The sequence below is a fragment of the Streptomyces sp. NPDC051064 genome (assembly GCF_044455985.1).
Taxonomy (GTDB): domain Bacteria; phylum Actinomycetota; class Actinomycetes; order Streptomycetales; family Streptomycetaceae; genus Streptomyces.
In genome coordinates, this window is sequence record NZ_JBITFK010000001.1 from 593,333 (window position 1) to 609,847 (window position 16,515).

16 protein-coding genes are annotated in these 16,515 nt (G+C 71.2%); 9 read left to right on the forward strand and 7 right to left on the reverse strand.

Going from position 1 to position 16,515, the window contains the following annotated elements:
- The first annotated feature begins 42 nt into the window (after positions 1-42).
- Positions 43-1,581: an MFS transporter gene (locus ACIBCU_RS02770; protein ID WP_399228756.1), complete on the forward strand. Its 1,539-nt coding sequence runs from the start codon at positions 43-45 to the stop codon at positions 1,579-1,581.
- On the opposite strand, the gene pepE is transcribed toward ACIBCU_RS02770, so the two are convergent.
- Together pepE and ACIBCU_RS02780 are read right to left on the reverse strand one after the other, a co-directional pair.
- Positions 1,547-2,275 carry a dipeptidase PepE gene (pepE, locus tag ACIBCU_RS02775; protein WP_362931329.1) on the reverse strand — a complete coding sequence of 243 codons (729 nt, stop codon included), beginning with the start codon at positions 2,273-2,275 and terminating at the stop codon, positions 1,547-1,549. The two genes, ACIBCU_RS02770 and pepE, sit on opposite strands and share 35 nt — an antisense overlap.
- 55 nt (positions 2,276-2,330) lie before the next feature.
- Positions 2,331-3,158 (reverse strand): IclR family transcriptional regulator, encoded by an 828-nt coding sequence (locus tag ACIBCU_RS02780; protein ID WP_362931331.1) that lies wholly within the window; start codon positions 3,156-3,158, stop codon positions 2,331-2,333.
- A 150-nt stretch (positions 3,159-3,308) separates the two neighbouring features.
- Between ACIBCU_RS02780 and ACIBCU_RS02785 the strand changes: the two genes are divergently transcribed.
- The 7 genes from ACIBCU_RS02785 (at position 3,309) to ACIBCU_RS02815 (ending at position 11,392) form a co-directional block, all read left to right on the forward strand.
- On the forward strand, positions 3,309-4,262 hold the full coding sequence (locus tag ACIBCU_RS02785) for a DUF1177 domain-containing protein (RefSeq protein ID WP_362931333.1): 954 nt from the start codon (positions 3,309-3,311) through the stop codon (positions 4,260-4,262).
- Complete coding sequence (locus ACIBCU_RS02790; protein WP_362931335.1) at positions 4,262-5,656, forward strand: cytosine permease; 1,395 nt, start codon at positions 4,262-4,264, stop codon at positions 5,654-5,656. The genes ACIBCU_RS02785 and ACIBCU_RS02790 overlap by 1 nt, the downstream gene beginning before the upstream one ends.
- The gene (locus tag ACIBCU_RS02795) at positions 5,653-6,960 is read left to right on the forward strand and encodes a M20/M25/M40 family metallo-hydrolase (protein WP_362931337.1); all 1,308 of its coding nucleotides are present in this window, start codon (positions 5,653-5,655) and stop codon (positions 6,958-6,960) included. The genes ACIBCU_RS02790 and ACIBCU_RS02795 overlap by 4 nt, the downstream gene beginning before the upstream one ends.
- A gap of 90 nt (positions 6,961-7,050) precedes the next feature.
- Positions 7,051-7,749, forward strand: a complete 699-nt coding sequence (locus ACIBCU_RS02800; protein WP_399228760.1) for a class I SAM-dependent methyltransferase — start codon at positions 7,051-7,053, stop codon at positions 7,747-7,749.
- Between the two features lie 157 nt (positions 7,750-7,906).
- Positions 7,907-9,373 (forward strand): IS607 family element RNA-guided endonuclease TnpB, encoded by a 1,467-nt coding sequence (tnpB, locus tag ACIBCU_RS02805; protein WP_399228762.1) that lies wholly within the window; start codon positions 7,907-7,909, stop codon positions 9,371-9,373.
- Between the two features lie 86 nt (positions 9,374-9,459).
- Positions 9,460-10,368, forward strand: coding sequence for an N-acetylmuramoyl-L-alanine amidase (locus ACIBCU_RS02810; RefSeq protein WP_399228764.1), 909 nt, complete (start codon positions 9,460-9,462; stop codon positions 10,366-10,368).
- A 187-nt stretch (positions 10,369-10,555) separates the two neighbouring features.
- Positions 10,556-11,392, forward strand: a complete 837-nt coding sequence (locus ACIBCU_RS02815; protein ID WP_362931343.1) for a hypothetical protein — start codon at positions 10,556-10,558, stop codon at positions 11,390-11,392.
- A gap of 61 nt (positions 11,393-11,453) precedes the next feature.
- Here ACIBCU_RS02815 and ACIBCU_RS02820 read toward each other — a convergent pair whose 3' ends face one another.
- Both ACIBCU_RS02820 and ACIBCU_RS02825 read right to left on the reverse strand, forming a co-directional pair.
- A complete protein-coding gene (locus ACIBCU_RS02820; RefSeq protein WP_399228766.1) occupies positions 11,454-12,233 on the reverse strand; it encodes a maleylpyruvate isomerase family mycothiol-dependent enzyme in 780 nt (259 codons plus the stop codon).
- Positions 12,234-12,273: 40 nt separating this feature from the next.
- Entirely contained in the window at positions 12,274-12,831 is a 558-nt protein-coding gene (locus tag ACIBCU_RS02825) for a hypothetical protein (RefSeq protein WP_362931347.1), read from the reverse strand.
- 140 nt (positions 12,832-12,971) lie between these two features.
- Between ACIBCU_RS02825 and ACIBCU_RS02830 the strand changes: the two genes are divergently transcribed.
- Positions 12,972-13,265, forward strand: a complete 294-nt coding sequence (locus ACIBCU_RS02830) for a hypothetical protein (RefSeq protein ID WP_104785126.1) — start codon at positions 12,972-12,974, stop codon at positions 13,263-13,265.
- Between the two features lie 62 nt (positions 13,266-13,327).
- Here ACIBCU_RS02830 and ACIBCU_RS02835 read toward each other — a convergent pair whose 3' ends face one another.
- The 3 genes from ACIBCU_RS02835 to ACIBCU_RS02845 are packed head-to-tail and all read right to left on the reverse strand — an operon-like array spanning position 13,328 to position 16,501.
- Complete coding sequence (locus tag ACIBCU_RS02835) at positions 13,328-14,407, reverse strand: prenyltransferase (protein ID WP_362931349.1); 1,080 nt, start codon at positions 14,405-14,407, stop codon at positions 13,328-13,330.
- On the reverse strand, positions 14,404-15,135 hold the full coding sequence (locus tag ACIBCU_RS02840) for a class I SAM-dependent methyltransferase (protein WP_362931351.1): 732 nt from the start codon (positions 15,133-15,135) through the stop codon (positions 14,404-14,406). Before ACIBCU_RS02840 ends, ACIBCU_RS02835 begins: the two co-directional genes overlap by 4 nt.
- 52 nt (positions 15,136-15,187) lie before the next feature.
- Positions 15,188-16,501, reverse strand: a complete 1,314-nt coding sequence (locus ACIBCU_RS02845) for a glycosyltransferase family 4 protein (RefSeq protein WP_362931353.1) — start codon at positions 16,499-16,501, stop codon at positions 15,188-15,190.
- Positions 16,502-16,515: the final 14 nt, after the last annotated feature.

The following is a 16,515-nucleotide window of genomic DNA, read 5'->3' on the forward strand; positions in this document are numbered from 1 at the left end:
AGCTCGATCTTCTGCTTCTTCCCCTGCCCGGAGGCCACACGTATGCAACGGACGACGAACGGACAGCAGGGCTCGCGCGCAGAGCTCCCCGACCCGCGCAGGGGCAAGGGCGGCGGCGTCGTACCCGTACTCGCGTTCGCGGGTATCACCGTCGCGGTGATGCAGACCCTGCTCGTCCCCGTCATCAAGGACCTGCCGTCCCTGCTCGGCACCGATCCGGCGAACGCGACCTGGGTGATGACGGCCACCCTGCTCGCCGGGGCCGTCGCGACCCCGATCATGGGGCGGCTCGGCGATCTGTACGGCAAACGCCGGATGCTGCTGGCCAGCCTCGCCGTGATGGTGGTGGGCTCGCTGATCTGCGCGTCCACCGACAACCTCGTGATCATGATCGTCGGCCGGGCGCTCCAGGGCTTCGCCATGGGCGCCATCCCGCTGGGGATCGGCATCATGCGCGACGTGCTGCCGCGCGAGAAGCTCGGCTCGGCGATGGCCCTGATGAGCTCGTCCATAGGGGTGGGCGGCGGACTCGCGCTGCCCGCCGCCGCGATCGTCGCCCAGCACGCCGACTGGCACGCGCTGTTCCTCGCTTCGGCCGGGCTCGGGGTGCTGGCCATGACCCTGACCGTCCTCGTCGTGCCGGAGCCACCGCTGCGCGCGCCGGGACGCTTCGACCACGTCGGGGCGCTGGGCCTCTCGCTCGGCCTGGTCTGCCTGCTGCTGCCCGTGACCAAGGGCGGCGACTGGGGCTGGACCTCTCCCCTGACTCTCGGACTGATCGCCGCGTCCCTGGTGATCCTGGTGCTGTGGGGCCTGTTCGAGCTGCGCTCCCCGGCGCCGCTGGTCGATCTCCGCACCAGCGCCCGCCGCGAGGTGCTGCTCACCAACCTCGTCTCGATCATGGTCGGGGTCGCCTTCTACGCCGTCTCCCTGGTCCTGCCGCAGCTGCTCCAGCTGCCCGCCTCGACGGGTTACGGCCTGGGGCAGTCCATGGTGGTGGCGGGGCTCTGCGTGGCGCCGCTGGGTCTGACCATGATGTTCGTCGCCCCGCTGTACGCACGGCTCTCCGCCCGCCGCGGGCCCAAGACCACACTGATCCTGGGCATGCTGGTCATCGCCGTCGGTTACGGGGCGGGGCTCGGCCTGATGAGCGCCGCGTGGCAGACGGTGGTCATCGCGGTCGTGCTCGGCGCGGGGATCGGGCTCGCGTACTCCTCGCTGCCGGCCCTGATCATCGGCGCGGTCGACGCGTCGGAGACGGGCGCGGCCAACGGCCTGAACACGCTGATGCGGTCGATCGGCACCTCGCTGTCGAGTGCGGTGATCGGCATGGTGCTGGCGAACACCTCGGTGCGGATGGGCGCGGTGGACGTCCCCACCATGGAGGGCTTCCGGACCTCGTTCATGATCGCCACGGGGGCGGTGCTGATCGGCCTCGTGCTGGCGGCGTTCCTGCCGGCGCAGCGGAAGGCGCATCCGGTGCTGCTGGCCAGCAGTGCGGGCGACGCGCTCGCCGCGGCCGAGTCCGCCCCCGTGGCGGCGCCGGTCAGCGCGCCGGGGCGTCGAACCTCGGCTCCGTAGCCAGCAGCCGCGACACATCGGTTCCGGCCGCGAGCTCCTGCGGCCGGACACCGCGCGTGAACAGCCGGGCGGGCCGCGCGCCCTGGACCGTGGCCGTGCCCTCCTCGACGCGGAGCCAGGAGCCCTCGCGCAGCCCGAGCACGGGGACGTCGTTCTCCTCGAGGAATTCGGTGAGCCGCTCCTCGCGGGTCTCGCCCTTGTGGGTGCTGTCCGGGTCCGGGTCCAGGTAGTGCGGGTTGATCTGGAACGGGACCAGGCCCAGCGCGTCGAAGGAGGGCGGCTGCACGATGGGCATGTCGTTGGAGGTCCGGAGGGTGGGCGCGGCCATGTTGGTGCCCGCGCTGGCGCCCATGTACGGCAGTCCGTCCCGTGCGGCGTCCCGCACGGCCTCGCGCAGGCCGGTGCGGTACAGGGCGTCGAGAAGCCGGAAGGAGTTGCCCCCGCCGATGAACACGGCGTCCGCGGCGGCGAGTTCGGCGAGGGGGTCGGCGCCCTCGTGGACGCCGCGCACGACAGTCCCGGACGGCTCCAGCGCCGCGCGGACACGTGCGGTGTACGCGTCGTGGTCGGCCAGCGCGTACGGCACGAAGGCCAGCCGCGCGTTCGCCGGAAGGAACGCGGTGACGGTGTCCAGGGCGTGTTCCAGATAACCGCGGCCGTACTGGGTCGAGTTGGAGAGAAGCAGCAGATTCACAGAGGTTCCTCGTGCGGTGGGAGCGGAAAGCCGGTCGGGCGGCTCGCGGACAGGGTCAGGCGGTACGGGGGCGTCCCGCGCGGGACTTCGGCCGCTGGGGCGGGTGGGTGAGCCGCTGCTCCAGCAGGTGGGCGGCGTGGCGCAGGGCTTCGAGCCGGTCCTCGGGGGCGCCCCGGAAGCGGTCTTCGCCTCCGCCGAGGCTGAGGCTGCCGTAGGGCTCGCGCCTCAGGAACACCGGCACGGCGACGGTGGCGATGCCGGTGTCGTACTCGCCGACGGTCCACGCGAACCCCTGGGCGCGGACCTTCATGAACTCCTTCTCCAGCAGATCCGGGTCGGTGACGGTCCGGTCGGTGAACCGCGCCATGGGGCGGCCCCGGAAGAGCCGGTGGCGCTGGTCGTCCGGCAGGTAGGCGTAGAAGGACTTGCTGGTGGCCCCGGCGTGCGCGGGGTAGAGCTCACCGACCAGCGGGTAGTAGCGCAGCGGCCCGGTCTCGCCCTCCTCTGCCGCCACGCACCTCATGTGGAAGTTGTCCGGCAGACAGAACAGGACGGTGTCGCCGGTGGTCCGGCGGAGCTCCTCCAGCACCGGGCCGGCCAGCAGCTCCAGTGACCCCGAGCGCTCCCAGAGCCGGCCGAGCCGGAGCACGGCGGGGCCGATGCGGTAGCGGCGGGTGACCGGGTCGGACACCAGGAAGCCGCGGCCCGCGAGCGTGGCCAGCAGGCGCTGGGCGACCGAGGTGTCCCAGCCGAACTCCTCGGCGACCTCGGTGACGCCCCAGTCGGGCCGGGTGCGCTCGAAGGCGAGCAGCACCAGGAGCGCCCGGTCGACGGTCTGCAGCGCCCCTGCGGGGGTCCGGCGGTCCGGATCGAAGTCGGCCATCAGCAGCATCTCACCATTCAGACCTGAATTGCAGATAACGGGAAAGCATTGCGTTCGACGGTAGCGGATCCCGAATGTTGCTCCAGCACCCCGCCCGGCGCTTCCCCGTAGAAGCGCCGGGCGGGTGTCCCGCTCCGGAGAAAGGCCCCCATGCTCAAGTACGTACTGGACATCGTCGAGCTGCTGGACGACCCGCAGGTCAGCGGCAAGTCCGTCGCCGGATACCTCGACTCCGTCGCCGGGGCACCCGGCTCGGCGGCCGAGGTCACGACGGTCACCGGCGACCGGGGGGCGACGGACTTCGTACTCGTCCGCATCCCGGGCACCCACGGGCGCACCTCGGGCGGCAGCGCCCGGACCCTCGGTGTGGTCGGCCGGCTCGGCGGCGTCGGCGCCCGGCCGGAGGTGACCGGGCTCGTGTCCGACGCCGACGGCGCGGCCTCGGCGCTCGCCACGGCCGCCAAGCTGCTGGACATGCGCCGCCGGGGCGACGCGCTGCCCGGCGACGTGATCGTCGCCACGCACATCTGCCCGAACGCTCCGACCGAGCCGCACGACCCGGTTCCGTTCATGGGGTCCCCGGTGGACATCGCCACGATGAACCGGCACGAGGTCACCGGCGAGATGGAGGCCGTGCTCTCCATCGACACCACCAAGGGCAACCGGATCATCAACCACAAGGGCCTGGCCCTCTCGCCCACCGTCAAGGAGGGCTGGGTGCTCCGGGTGTCCGAGCAGCTCGGCGAGCTGCTCGCCGTGGTGACCGGTGAGCCGTTGGTCACGTACCCCGTGACCACCCAGGACATCACCCCGTACGGTAACGGTGCACACCACATCAATTCGATCCTGCAGCCCTCCACCGCGACCGCGGCTCCGGTCGTCGGTCTGGCGGTCACCTCGGCCGCGGCGGTGCCGGGCTGCCAGACGGGCGCGAGTCACGAGACGGACATCGCGTCCGCCGCCCGGTACGCCGTCGAGGTCGCCAAGGCCTTCGGCGCCGGAATCCTGGACTTCCACGACGCGGTGGAGTTCGACAACCTCGTCAACCGCTACGGGTCGCTGGCTCACCTGCAGACCTTCGGCCGCACCACCCAGGAGTCCTGATGGCATCCGACAGCCGGGGCGCCGCCACCGCCCCCGAGGCCAAGAGCATCGGCAGCGACGACTACTCGCTCTCCCGGGTGCCGCGCGACAAGCGCTTCGGCTTCTGGTCGATGCTCCTGCAGTGGCTGGCCCAGTCCGGGTCGATCTCGCAGTTCACGCTCGGCGCCACCATCGGTGTGGGCATGACCTTCGGGGACGCGTTCCTCGCCTTCACGCTCGGCGCGGTGATCCTGGAGATCGTGATCTTCGCGATCGGACTAGCCGGGATGCGCGAGGGCCTGGCCACTCCGATGCTGACCCGCTGGGTGGGCTTCGGCCGCAACGGTTCGGCGCTGGTCAGTTTCGTCATCGCGGTCAGCCTGGTGGGCTGGTTCGGTGTCCAGAACACGATCTTCGGCGACAGCGTCTCGGCGCTCGTCGGCGGCCCGTCCTGGATGTGGTGCGTCATCGCGGGCGTCGCCATCACCGCCTTGGTGATCTTCGGCTTCCGCTACATGGCGCTGTTCGCGAAGATCGTCACCCCGCTCTTCTTCGGCATGGTCGCCTGGTCGGTGATCACCACGCTGAACGACCACTCGCTCGGCGACCTGATCAGCTCGCCGCCGCCCGGCGAGACGATCCCGCTGGCGGTGGCCGCCACCGCGATCGCCGGCGGCTACATGACCGGCGCCATCGTCTCGCCCGAGATGACCCGCTACAACAGGAAGGGCTCGCACGTCTTCGTGCAGAGCGCCTCCTCGATGATCCTCTCCGAGTACATCGTCGGCATGGTCGGTGTGCTCCTCGGCCACCTGGTGAAGTCCAGCGAGGTCTCGCACATCGTGCTCTCCACCTCGGGCGCGTTCGGCGTGATCGTGGTCCTGATGTCGACCGCGAAGATCAACGACTGGAACCTGTACGGCTCCTCGCTCGGCGTCGTCAACTTCTTCCAGGTCGTCTTCGGCAGGCGGCTGCACCGCGGAGTCGTCACCGTCGCCCTCGGAGTCGCGGGCACGCTCCTCTCCGCGGTCGGCATCATGACCCACTTCACGGAGTTCCTCTCCCTGCTGGGCGTGATGATCCCTCCGATCGGCGGCATCATCGTCGCGGAGTACTGGGTCGTGAAGCGGATGCGGCGGCCGCTGGACGAGACCCGCGAGGCGCAGACCCTCCCCGCGACCTCTCCCACCTGGGTGCCGATGTCCGTGGCCATCTGGCTCGCCGCGTTCTGCGTCGGCAAGTTCTACGACGGCGGTATCCCCGCCCTCAACTCGCTGGCCACCGCCTTCCTCCTGTACTGCGCGCTCGGCCTGCTGGGCTGGGTCAGGCCGTACGGCACCTCCGCCCTGGACGACGACGCGCACACCCCCGCACCCGCCGCCGCCCACGCCACCACCCCGACAGGAACAGCATGAGCATCGTCCCCGCGTCCGAGCAGGCCCAGGAGGAGGTCGTCGGTCTCTGCGCCGAGCTGATCCGCTTCGACACCTCCAACCCCACCAGCGACGAACGCGCCGCGGCGGACTGGGTGGTGGCCCGCCTCGCCGAGGTGGGCATCGAATCCGTCCTGGTCGAGACGGCCCCCGGCCGGGCCAACGTCATCGCGCGCGTCGCGGGTGCCGACCCGTCGCGGGGCGCCCTGCTGGTGCACGGCCACCTCGACGTCGTACCCGCCGACGCCTCCGAGTGGCAGGTGCCGCCGTTCTCCGGGGAGATCCGCGACGGCTACCTCTGGGGGCGCGGCGCGATCGACATGAAGGACACGGTCGCGGTCATGCTGGCCACCGCGCGGCATTTCGCCCGGACCGGCACGCGGCCTGCGCGCGATCTGGTCCTCGCCTTCCTCGCCGACGAGGAGGCCGGCGGGAAGTTCGGCGCGCACTGGCTGGTCGAGCACCGCCCCGAGCTCTTCTCCGGGGTCACCGAGGCGATCGGCGAAGGGGGCGGATTCTCCTTCGCGATCGACGACACCCGGCGGCTGTACCCGATCGAGAACGCCCAGCGCGGCATGGCCTGGATGGAGCTCACCGCCACCGGCCGCGCCGGCCACGGCTCCTCCCCCAACGACGAGAACGCGGTCACCGACCTGGCCGAGTCCCTCACCCGGATCGGCCGCGAGACCTTCCCGGTCCGGCTGATCGAACCGGTCCGTGCCCTGCTGGAGGAGGCCGCCCGCCTCTACGGTGCGGAGTTCGACGAGGACGACATCGAGGGCACCCTGTCCCGGCTGGGGCCGGTCGCGGACTTCATGCAGGTGGTGCTGCGCAACTCCGCCAACCCCACCATGTTCAACGCGGGTTACCAGACCAACGTGATCCCCGGGAAGGCGACCGCCCGCGTCGACGGCCGCTTCCTGCCGGGCCACGAGCAGGAGCTGATCGACACCATCGACCGGCTGCTGCTGCCCTCCGTCAGCCGAGAGTGGGTCAACCACGACATCGCGATGGAGACGACGTTCGACGGGCCGCTGGTCGAGGCGATGTGTGACGCGGTCCGCGCGGAGGACCCGGACGGCCACCCCGTCCCGTACTGCAACCCCGGCGGCACCGACGCCAAGGCCTTCACCCACCTGGGCATCCGCTGCTTCGGCTTCAAGGGGCTGAAGCTCCCGCACGACCTGGACTACGGCCGGCTCTTCCACGGCGTGGACGAACGCGTCCCGCTGGAGGGCCTGCGCTTCGGTGTCCGGGTCATGACCCGGCTCTGGCAGAGCTGCTGACCTGACCGGGCAGCCCTGCCAGGGGCCCCGACCCGGGCCCACCCCACCCGTACGCCCCCGCCGACCCCTGTCGCGGGGGCGTACGGCACGATGGGACGCCGTCCGATCCACCGCCCCACCAGGAGGAACCACGTGGCCGCCGAGTCGACCGCCCGTCCCGACCCGGAGGTTCTCGCCGCCTTCGAGGCGGCCAAGGGCTTCATGCCGGTCCACGAAGGGCTCGCCCTGTACGCCGCCGCCGTCGAGGCCGCCGCGCTCGGGCTCCCGCTCCTGGAGGTAGGCACCTACTGCGGGCGGTCCACGATCCTGCTGGCCGCCGCCGCCCGCGCCGCCGGGCTGACGGCGCTCACCGTCGACCACCACCGGGGCAGCGAGGAACAGCAGCCCGGCTGGGAATACCACGACACGTCGGTGGTGGACCCGGAGATCGGCCTGATGGAGACGCTGCCCACCTTCCGGCGTACCCTGCACCGGGCCGGACTGGAGGAGCACGTGGTCGCCCTCGTCGGACGGTCCCCGCAGGTCGCGGGCGTCTGGGGCGGGGCGCTCGGCCTGGTCTTCATCGACGGCGGGCACACCGACGAGCACGCGAACGGCGACTACGAGGGCTGGGCCCCGAAGGTCGCCGACGGCGGTCTCCTGGTCATCCACGACGTGTTCCCGGACCCGGCGGACGGCGGCCAGGCCCCGTACCGGGTCCACCAACGCGCCCTGGCTTCGGGGGCGTTCACCGAGATCTCGGCGACGGACTCGCTGCGCGTCCTGCGGCGCACGGGGGCGGGGATCTGAGGGTAAACAACTGTTCCTATTTTTCTCAGTGGATATGCGGCATTCTCTGTGAATAACCTGATGCCGTGAAGGTTTGCCGCCCGTACGGCCGTTGCTCGGCGAGTAATTGTGCCGCCCGGGCTATCGCGGTTGCCGCCGCCCGGCAGGATGTGGCCGGGTGAAGAGGTTCACGCCGCAGCCGGGCTTCACCGTCCTGGCGTACAGGCTGGCCCTGGACCCGAGCGCCACGGCCGTGGGCCGTCTGCACTCGCATGCGGGTGCCGCGCGTGCCGCCTACAACTGGGCTGTCGGCCATGTCACCGCGGTGTGGTGGCAGCGCAAGGCCGAGCAGTCGTACGGCATCCCGGAGGATGAGCTGACTCCGTGGCGGTCGTGGTCGCTGCCCGCGCTGCGCAAAGCGTTCAACCTGGACAAGCGCACGGATCCGCGTTTTGCAGGTTGGTGGGAGGAGAACTCCAAGGAGGCCTACAACACCGGTCTGGCGAACGCGTCGGCTGCGTTCGACAACTACGCGAAATTCAAGGGCGGTAAGCGTAAGGGTGCGCGGGTGGGTGTTCCGCGGTTCAAGTCGAAGCGTAAGGCACGTCTGTCGTGCCGGTTCACGACCGGGGCGATCCGTGTGGAGCCGGACGGCAGGCACGTGACCCTGCCCAGGATCGGCACGGTCCGCCTTCACGAGCACCGACCGGACCTGCGGGCTTTGATCGACGCGGGGAGCATGCGGATCCTGTCCGCGACGGTGCGCATGGACCGAGGACGCTGGTTCGTCTCGTTCCAGGTCGAGCAGCGGCACGAGCTGGTGAGGGTGGCCCGCCCGGACGCGGCGGTCGGTATCGACCTGGGCATCAAAACCCTCGCGGTCCTCGCGGACAGCGACGGGACCGTGACCCAGGAGCCGAACCCGCGCCACCTCGACCACGCCCAGAAACAGCTGCGGCGCGCCAGTCGTGTCGTGTCGCGCCGCCGGGGCCCCGACCGGCGCACCGGACAGAAGCCCTCACGCCGGTGGGAGAAGGCGAACCGGGCACGGAACAGGGTGCATCACCGGGTGGCGAACCTTCGTGAGGACGCTCTTCACAAGCTGACGACGCGTATCACCCGTGAGTACGGCACCGTCGTGGTCGAGGATCTCAATGTGGCGGGGATGGGCCGTAACCGGCGTGTGTCCCGACGTATCGCGGATACGGCGTTCGGTGAGATCCGGCGCCAGCTGACGTACAAGACCCGCCGGCACGGGACACGGCTTGTTGTTGCCGACCGGTGGTTTCCCTCCTCGAAGACGTGTTCACGCTGTGGTGCGGTGAAAGCCAAGCTGCCCCTGAGCGTGCGTGTCTTCGAGTGCGACACCTGCGGGCTCGTCCTGGACCGGGACGCGAACGCGGGACACAACCTGGTCGCTCTCGCGACCCGCACCACCCTCACAGGTACCGGAGTGGCCGGAGACCTGGACCCCGCCGCGACGGCGGGGCCGAAGCCCCGTGGAGCCGACCGCAAGACCCGCACCACCCTCCCACGCCTCACGGCGCGGGAGGGGCGGGCAGGTGGCACAATCCCCAGCCTCCGGGCCGGGACAGAAACGGGAGACCGGCAACAGGACACCAGAACGCAACTCGCACTCTGGTGACACTGTTACGGACCATTCCGGCAGAAACGCCGGGATTGCTGAGATCTACTGATACTCAAAGCAACGGTCACGGATAGCATCGCGACGTGCGTCACGACGATTTCCCTCCCCCCACACCCCGCCGCGGGCCCGTGTTCGCCGCCGCCGCGCTGGCCGGCGTCTGTCTGACCGCCGCGGGATGCGCGGGCGACGGCGGGCAGGGCCCCGGGGCCGGACCGGAGAGTGCGTCGCGGTCCGCCGCGTCCTCGCCCGCGTCCACCCCCTCGACCCCGCAGCCGTCCGCGCCGGCCGCGACTCCGTCCGCCTCCCCCAAGCCCCAGGGGCCGCTCACGGGCCGGACCGTGGTGATCGACCCCGGGCACAACCCGGGCAACCGCGACCACACCCGGGAGATCAACAGCCAGGTGGACATCGGCACCGGGCACAAGGAGTGCGACACCACGGGCACGGCGACCGACGCGGGTTACGCGGAGGCCCGGTTCACCCTCGACGTCTCGCGCCGGCTGCGCACGCTGCTGGAGGAGAAGGGCGCGAAGGTCGTCCTCACCCAGGACGGCGACCGCCCCTACGGCCCGTGCGTCGACGAGCGGGCACGGATCGGCAACAAGGAGCGGGCCGACGCGGTCGTCTCGGTTCACGCGGACGGTTCCGCAACCGGGAACCGTGGATTCCACGTCATTCTCCCCGCAGCGGTGAACGGGGACGGCGCGGACACCGCGAAGATCGTTGCCCCTTCGCGTGAACTTGGAGTACGGATTGCCGGGAATTTCGTACGCGTTACCGGAAGCGCGCCTTCCAATTACATCGGCGACAACACGGGGCTGGACACCCGGAACGATCTCGGCGGCCTGAATCTGTCGACCGTGCCCAAAGTGTTCATCGAATGCGGCAATATGCGTGATCCGAAGGACGCCGCCCTGCTCACCAGTTCGGGCTGGCGACAGAAAGCCGCTCTCGGTATCGCCGAGGGCGTCGGCAGCTATCTGAAGAGGTAGTTCTGCGGTGATGGTGGCGACATTGGGGGGATAGCCCGTCCGAGGTCCGGGCAGCATCACAACCCGCCCGGGCAGACGATAGATTCATCCGTACGATGGGGAGCCGCCCCCGAGCTTCGCGCCGTAACCCGCCGATCGGGCGGCATCGACGACCGCCCCGACGAGACGACCGACTAAGGACCTTCACGTGAATATCCGCTCCCTCACTCGAGGCGACGGCGTGGTGATCGGAGCAGCGGTCGTGCTGTTCGTCGCCTCTTTCCTCGACCTCTCCGGCTACGACTGCCCCTCGGGCGTGGACTGCTCGGGCTACAGCGCGGCGAACGCCTGGGACTCGCTCTCCGTCCTGATGGGCATCTACCTCGCCGGCATCATCGGCGCCGCGCTGCTGATCGTCAGCCGCGCGATGCCGGGCCGCAAGGTGGCCGGCTTCGAACTCGGCCGGTTCGGCGCCGCGTTCACCGTGTTCTCCCTGTGGACCATGTTCTGGACGATCATCGACGCGGGTGACGCGGGCGCCGGTCTGATCCTCGGACTGCTGGCGGCCCTCGTGCTGGCCGGCGGCGCGGTGGCCACTCCGATGGTTCCCGCGCTCCAGGCCCCGCTCCTGGGCGCCCCGCGCCCGGCGCAGGCCGTGCAGCCGGCGTACGGCCAGCAGCCCGGCCAGGGCTACGGCTACCCCGGTGGCCAGCAGCCGTTCGGCGCGCAGCCGGGCCAGCCCCAGCCGTACGGCGCCCAGCCGGGCCAGCCCGGCCAGCAGGGTCAGCCGGAGCACCAGCAGCAGGCCGCGCAGCAGGCTCCGCAGGGCGGTGGGGCACCGGCCGGTGACTTCACCCCCTTCTGGTTCGCGGTTCCGGTGGCCCGCCCGCTGTACGGCGAGGACGGCGCCCCCAACCCGATCGCGGAGCTCGCGCCGGGTACGTGGTACCTCGCGGTCGAGCAGCGTGGCCCCGGGCTCATCGCCCAGACGCAGGACGGCCGTCGTGGCGTCCTCCAGGACACCACGGGCATCCAGCGCGGCTGAGCCGTCGCACCCGAGTGGCCCCCGTCCTCAAGGGCGGGGGCCACTGCCGTACCCGGGCCTCTCAGCCGAAGGACGACCTCTCCAGCCAGAAGTCCAGCAGCCCCCGGTCCCCCAGGACTTCCAGTCCGCCCTCGTCCGGCTTCTGCCGGCGGTTGAACGCCAGCATCAGTTCGGTCAGCGGGCCACGGAGAGCCACGGTCGCCTTCCCGTGGGCGTGGCGCCAGGTGAAGCCGTCCTCACCGAACTCGATCAGCCACTCCGCCCCCGGGACATCCGTGGCATGCAGGTGCAAGGACCGTCCGCCGCCGCGCAGTTCGGCCGCTTCCGGGTCGCCCTGCGTCTGGGCGAAGGCGACGATCTGAAGCCATTCGGTGATGGTGTCGGCGGCCAGGCCGGGTGCCACCTCGTAGGCCGTCCCCGCGGCGAGGGCCGCGTCCGCACGGTGTACAGCCGTCTCATGGGCCATGCGCCGGGCCCAGAAAGCGGTGCGGCGTTCCCACCCCCAGGTCCAGACCTCGGTGTCCGGACCCGCCTCCCGCAAGGCGTCCACCGTCGCGGCGGCGCCTGCGGCCAGCCATTCCGCGAGAGCGTCCGCGCCGCCACCGGCCGGCCCCGAGGTGTCCGGGACCTGGTCGTCGGGGATCGCGTCAGCGGCCCGGCGGCGGATGATCTCACCGGCCCAGCGGTGCGCGCCGCCGACGTGGACGACGAGTTCGCGCAGATTCCAGTCGGGGCAGGTGGGGACGCGCCCGGTCAGGTCGGCATCCTTGACCAGCGCGCCCAACAGGTCGGTCTCCACAAGGATTTCGTCGCAGTAGCGCACGTGCGCGAGGAGGGTCATCCCCGCACCCTATGCGGCGTACGGAGTTCCGTTCAGCTGGTTATCCGCCCAGCTGCGAGGTCGACGGGACCTTGTTCTTCACCTCGGCGCCCGCGCTCTTCCCGGCGTCCTTGACGCTGTTGATGACACTCTCGAAGGCCCCCACGTCCCCGGCGCCCGCCTCGCCCTTGCTCATCCTGGTGGCCACGTCCTTGAGCGAGGCGATCCCGGCGGTCAGCGGGGCGACGGCCTTCGCCAGGAGCGGGTCGCCCTTGGCGTTCTCCGCCGCGGCGTTGAGCCGGTTGTACGCGAAGGCGCCCGCCACCCCCGCCTTGACCATGGCGAAGGTGCGACCGTCCGCGCCCTTCTTGAACGTGCCGGCCCTGTAGGGCTTCACGATCCACTGGTACGCCGCCCCTGCCGCCAGGCCCGCGTTGGCCACGAAACGCGCCTTGGCGTACTTCTGCTTCTGCGCCGACGTCGTGGGGCTCGGGCTCGCGGAACTGCTGGCGGCCCGGGTGCCGCCGTCGTCGTCCCCGCAGGCGGTGACCCCCGCCAGGAGGGCGCAGGACAGCATCAGCGCCACGACGAGCCGGCGGAGCGGTGCGGAACGGGGCACGACGAGCCTCCCTGACCAGGGTCATCACGGTGAGTGACGCGGGCCGGCACTCGTCGCCAGGCTCACCCGTGCGGGCGCGGGCCGCCACCTGGCGCCCGCCGTACGGGTTTCACTCAACGTAGAGCGGCAATCCGGAGAACATGTCTCCCAGAACAGGCACAGGAAGCAGCACCGCAGCACGCGTCATAGCCGTCGTCGCGGACATCATGGCCTTCATCATCATTCTGTGGATCCTGATGTACCTGCTCGACGCCAACCGGGGTAACGACCTCGTTCAGTTCGTCCAGGACTCGGCCCGCTGGCTGGCCGGCTGGTCGTACGACCTGTTCACCTTCGACGAGGCGTGGGCGCGCGTCGTCACGGGCTACGGACTGGCCGCGGTCGTCTACCTGTTCATCGGTCACGCCGTGGCGGGCCGGGTCCGCCGCTTCTAGGGTCTTTCGTCCGGATCAGGCTGGGTCACCCCGCGAGCCCGGCATGATCCAGACGAGAGGCCCTAACCGACCCGGCAGCAGTCGGGTTCCAGCCCCGCCGGCAGCCGTTCGCCGCTGAAGACCGCGGTGGTCGCCTCGTCCCCTCCGAGCGCGGCCACCGCGAGCAGCAGTGATCCGGCCGTCCAGGTGGTGAGTTCCTCCGGCCATATGGCCCGCTCGCCCTCGAAGACGTACCCCGTCCAGTAGAGGCCGCCCTCGGCCCGCAGGTGCTGGATGGACTGCAGGATCTCCAGAGCGCGGTCCGACTCCCCCGTCACCCAGAGCGCCAGGGCCAGTTCGCAGCTCTCGCCGCCCGTCACCCACGGGTTGGGGAGCACGCAGCGCACACCGAGTCCGGGGACCACGAAGCTGTCCCAGCCGTCCTCGATCCGCCGTGTCGCGGCGGCTCCGGTGACCGCGCCGCCGAGGACCGGGTAGTACCAGTCCATCGAGTAGCGGCTCTTGTCCAGGAAGCGCTCGGGGTGGCTGCGGATCGCGTGGCCCAGGGCCCCGGCCGCCAGCTCCCAGTCCGGCTGGGCCTCCTCGCGCTGCTCCGCCAGCGCCAGCGCGCAGCGCAGCGCCTGGTACACGGAGGAGGAGCCTGTCAGCAGGGCGTCGCCGACGGGGGTGCCGTCGGCCTCCCGCTTCCAGCCGATCTCCCCGCCGGGCTGCTGGAGCCGCAGCACGAACTCGACCGCGGCGAAGACCGTCGGCCACATCCGGTCGACGAACGCGTCGTCGCCGGTGGCGAGATAGTGGTGCCAGACGCCGACGGCCACGTAGGCGCAGAAGTTGGTCTCCCGCCCCAGGTCGGTCGGCCTGTCGGGGTCACCGTCGTGGTACGCGGCGTACCACGAGCCGTCCTCGTTCTGGTGGCGGGCCAGCCACGCGTAGGCGCGGGCGGCGGCCTCGTGCTCGCCGGCCGCGTCCAGCGCCATCGCGGCCTCGGTGTGGTCCCACGGGTCGAGGTGGTGGCCACGGAACCAGGGCAGCGCCCCGTCCTCGCGCTGCACGGCGAGCAGCGCGGCCACGGTCTCGGCGGCCTGTTCGGCGGTGAGGACGCCCGGCAGGACGAGGTGTTCGGTCTGCTCCGGCGTGCTCACGCCTCGGCCTTCGGCAGGTGCGGCTTGGTCGCGTACGCGACGAAGCTCTTGCCGACGACCGGGTTGAGCAGCTGCTCGGCGACCCGGGTGGCCAGGGGCTTCTTCATGATGTCCCAGACCAGCAGCTTGTGGTACGCGCGCACCGGCAGCGCCTTCTCGTTGTCCACGCCGAAGGCGCACTTCAGCCACCAGTAGGGGCTGTGCAGCGCGTGCGCGTGGTGGGTGCCGTAGGGCTTGAGCCCGGCCTCGCGGATCTTGCCGAGCAGCTCGTCGGCCTTGTAGATGCGGATGTGCCCGCCCTCGACCTCGTGGTACGCGTCGGAGAGCGTCCAGCAGACCTTCTCGGGGCCGTAGCGGGGCACGGTGATCGCGATCCGGCCGCCGGGCTTCAGCACCCGGACCATCTCGGCGAGGACGCCCTTGTCGTCGGGGATGTGCTCCATCACCTCGGAGATGATGACGACGTCGAAGGAGTCGTCGGGGAACGGCAGGTTGAGGGCGTCGCCCTCCATCGCGGTGGCGGTCGCGCCCGCGGGTGCCTCACCGGCCTCCTTCATCGCGGCGAACCACTTCGCGACCTCGCGGATCTCCTCGCCGTTCTGGTCGAGGGCCACCACCTGGGCGCCGCGCCGGTAGCACTCGAAGGCGTGCCGGCCGGCGCCGCAGCCCAGATCGAGCACCCGGTCGCCGGCGGCGAGCGGGAAGCGGGTGAAGTCGACGGTCAGCACGGGGGCCTGCCTTCGAGGTCGGAGGTACGGATTCCGGGAGCCACGGGGGTCGTCACCTGCGGGCCCCCCGGGCTGCGATCGACTGACGGTACAACTCGACGGTGCCGAGGGCGGCCTTGGCCCAGGTGAAGTTGGCCAGCACCCGGGCGCGGCCGGCCCCGCCGAGGCGGGCGCGCAGCTCGCGGTCGCCGAGGAGCCGGCCGAGGGCGGCGGCCAGTGCCCCCGCGTCGCCGGGCGGCACGGCGAGGCAGGTCTCCCCGTCGGGCCCCGTCACCTCCGGGATGGCGCCGCCGGTGGTGGCCACCAGCGGGGTCCCGGTGGCCATGGCCTCGGCGGCGGGCAGCGAGAAGCCCTCGTACAGCGAGGGGACGCAGGAGATCTGGGCGCTGCGGACCAGGTCGACGAGTTCGGCGTCGCTGATGCCCTTGACGAACTCGACGGCGTCCTGGAGCCCGTGGCGCGCGATGGCCTGGGCGACGGGGCCGCGTTCGGCCCGCTTGCCGACGACCACGAGGTGCGCATCCGGGTTCTCGGTGCGGAGCTTGGCGAGGGCCTCCACGAGATGGACGAGGCCCTTGAGCGGGACGTCGGCGCTGGAGGTGGTGACGATCCGTCCGGGGACCTCCGCGACCGAGGGGTCGGGCGACCAGAGGTCGGTGTCGGCCCCGATGTGCACGACCTGGATACGGTCCCGGCGCACCCCGAGGTGCTCGACGATCTCCTGCTGGGACGAGCCGGAGACGGTGAGGACGGACGGCAGGCGGCGGGCGACGCGCTTCTGCATGCGGGTGAAGCCGTACCAGCGGCGCACGGCGAGCCGGCGGCGCGCGGAGCCGGCGGCGTCCAGGTCCAGCCGGCGGTCGACGGTGATCGGGTGGTGGATCGTGGTGACGAGGGGTGCGCCGATGTCGCCGAGCAGGCCGTAACCGAGCGTCTGGTTGTCGTGCACCACGTCGAAGTCACCGCGCCTGGCGAGGAGATGACGGCGTGCCCGCAGGCTGAAGGTGAGCGGCTCGGGGAAGCCGCCGGTCCACATGGTGGCGACCTCGGCGACGTCGATCCAGTCGCGGTACTCACCGGGTCCCGGGGTCCGGAACGGGTCGGGCTGGCGGTAGAGGTCGAGGCTCGGCAGCTCGGTGAGCGGAACGCCCTCGTCGAGCACCGGATAGGGCTGGGCACCGATCACTTCGACGCTGTGTCCGAGCCGGGCCAGCTCGCGGCCGAGGTGGCGGACGTAGACGCCCTGGCCACCGCAGAAGGGGTTGCCCTTGTAGGTCAGGAGTGCGATGCGCAGAGGCCGGTCACCGTCGGTGCCCGACGTGTCGCCGCCCGCGAAGGGGCCCGTCTCTACGGCCTCAGCGGTCACGCTCGGCCCCCTTC